Here is a 2,219-nt window from a genome sequence, read left to right on the forward strand (position 1 = left end):
CAACAAGCACCCGGCCTGACCGGTCCACACCCAATTTCCGCCTCCAAACGCCGCACAAACAAACGAATCAATGATTCATCAGATGAGACTTCAAGGCAAACCCGCAGGTCAGAGGTGGTTCCGAGTCCGGACAAGACTTCGCCGCGCCCTCAAGCGGATGCCGGGCCGAAGCCCACATCAGAGCCGAAATCAGCCTGCGATCCGCGTAAACTCGCCCTTCGACGGGGATCCCGCGCCACAGCGGGGAGAGGAGGCGTCATGATTCATCAGATGAAATACGCAGACTACGCTGTGGCATATGCGCCGTTATCGGTGGTCTCTATCCGCAGGCCGCTAGCGTGAGCCGTGAGTGAATATCGGAAGCGCCAGGCACTCTATACCTCTTCGCAGGTGGCTGGCAGGCCTGCGGCCGGTTACAGCCGCTCGGCAGTGGGGGAGGGGGCTTCGTGGCGGGAAGCTTGAAGGACCGCTTGAAGGAGACCCGGGAACCGCGCTTCGAGGTCGGCTGCCCGCAGCGTGTTGAGGATCGAGGTGCCGCTGTAGTGCTGTTCGATCAGGCCGGCCTCACGCAGGACCCGGAAGTGGTGCGTGGAGGTGGACTTGCTGACCGGCAGCTGGAAGGCACTGCACGCCTGGTCGTCAGGGCCATCCGCGAGCTGGCCGATGATCCGTCGCCGCACTGGATCGGACAACGCGGACAGTACGGTATCCAACTGCAACTCGCCCCGGTCCGGGTGAGCGAGGGCGCGCACCTGCAACCAGCCTCCTAGCCATTTGACTGACTCCGCACCCATTGTACGATAACTCTAGTAGTACGAAGCATGTCGTACTTACAAGCAGCGTGAACCCCCCTCCCCGGGAAAGTTTAAGGAGATCATCATGACGAACCTCGCCCCGCTTTGGTCGCCCCTGCAGATCGGTTCCACACAGCTGCCCAGCCGTGTCGCGCTGGCACCCATGACCCGTATCAGCGCCACCGAGGACGGGCTGGTGACGGAGAAGATGGTCTCCTACTACGAGGCCTTCGCCCGGGGCGGCTTCGCCCTACTGATCACGGAGGGGATCTACCCCGACACCGCTTACAGTCAGGGCTACCTGTACCAGCCAGGTCTGGCCACGGATGAGCAGGCCCGGTCCTGGGCCACGGTCGTCGACGCCGTCCATGCAGCCGGGTCTACGATATTCGCCCAGCTCATGCACGCCGGGTCCCAAGCGCAGGGCAGCCGCTATGCGGACTCCACGATCGGCCCCTCGGCGGTCGCTCCCAGGGGGGAGCAGTTGGGCTTCTACCGCGGCGAGGGCCCCTACCGGGTGCCTGCGGAAATTACCCGGGAGCAGATGGAGGAGGTCCGCCAGGGCTTCGTGGCCTCCGCGCTGCGCGCGAGGGAGTCCGGGTTCGACGGCGTGGAAATCCACGGTGCCAACGGCTACCTGCTGGACCAGTTCCTCACCGACTATCTCAATCTGCGCACTGACGAGTACGGCGGCTCCCCGCAGAACCGTGTGCGTTTCACCGCGGAGATCGCCCGCGCCGTGCGCGATGCCGTGGGCCCGGAGATGGCTGTGGGCATTCGGATCTCCCAGTCCAAGGTCAGCGACCACGACCATCGGTGGGCCGGCGGGGCAGAGGAGGCGGAGGTTATCTTCTCCGCCCTGGCCGCCACGGGCGTCGACTTCATCCATACCACCGAGTACAAGGCCTACGCCCCGGCCTTCGGCGATAAAGGCCCCTCGCTGGCCGCCCTGGCCAAGCGGCACTCCGGACTGCCGGTGATCGCCAACGGCCATCTGGATGACCCGGAGACGGCAGTGTCCATGCTGGCTGACGGCGCGGCCGACGTGGTGGCGCTGGGCAAGGCGGCCCTGGGCAACAGGGATTGGCCGGACCGGGTCCGCAGAGGCCTGCCCCTCGACGAGATTGACGCGCGCCTGTTCGCGCCGGTGGCCGACGTTAAGGATTGGGAGCTCGAATTGCTCTCCTGAGAGGTGGTGGTTCTTCGAGTTCGGAACAGGTGGACCGGGTCTCGGCATGACTTAACAGCCAGTACCCAAAATCCCGTTCCGATATTTGAAGGCAACGCCATCAAGGTCGTACTGGCACCTCTGCGTATCAGGTTCGGGCGTATTCATCGGCTGGCGCCTGTGTAGGTCTGTCTGATCCGCTGCTGCTAGTGACCATCTGGGAGAAGAGGCGGGCCGTTCGCCGGAGGATCCTGAGT

2 protein-coding genes are annotated in these 2,219 nt (G+C 64.4%); one reads left to right on the plus strand and one right to left on the minus strand.

All coding sequences use genetic code 11. The annotated features are described in order from the left end of the window. Positions 1 to 413: 413 nt before the first annotated feature. Positions 414 to 752, minus strand: a complete 339-nt coding sequence (locus tag HGO92_RS23010; protein WP_169999040.1) for a helix-turn-helix domain-containing protein — start codon at positions 750 to 752, stop codon at positions 414 to 416. 127 nt (positions 753 to 879) lie between these two features. Between HGO92_RS23010 and HGO92_RS23015 the strand changes: the two genes are divergently transcribed. Beyond that, positions 880 to 1,983, plus strand: coding sequence for an oxidoreductase (locus HGO92_RS23015; protein WP_169999044.1), 1,104 nt, complete (start codon positions 880 to 882; stop codon positions 1,981 to 1,983). Positions 1,984 to 2,219 lie beyond the last annotated feature (236 nt).

Source organism: Crystallibacter degradans (assembly GCF_012952295.1).
Classification (GTDB): Bacteria; Actinomycetota; Actinomycetes; order Actinomycetales; family Micrococcaceae; genus Crystallibacter; species Crystallibacter degradans.

What these genes read in the sequence shown, in the direction of transcription:
- HGO92_RS23015 (WP_169999044.1), top strand. Translation starts at nt 880, where the DNA reads ATGACGAACCTCGCCCCGCTTTGGTCGCCCCTGCAGATCGGTTCCACA.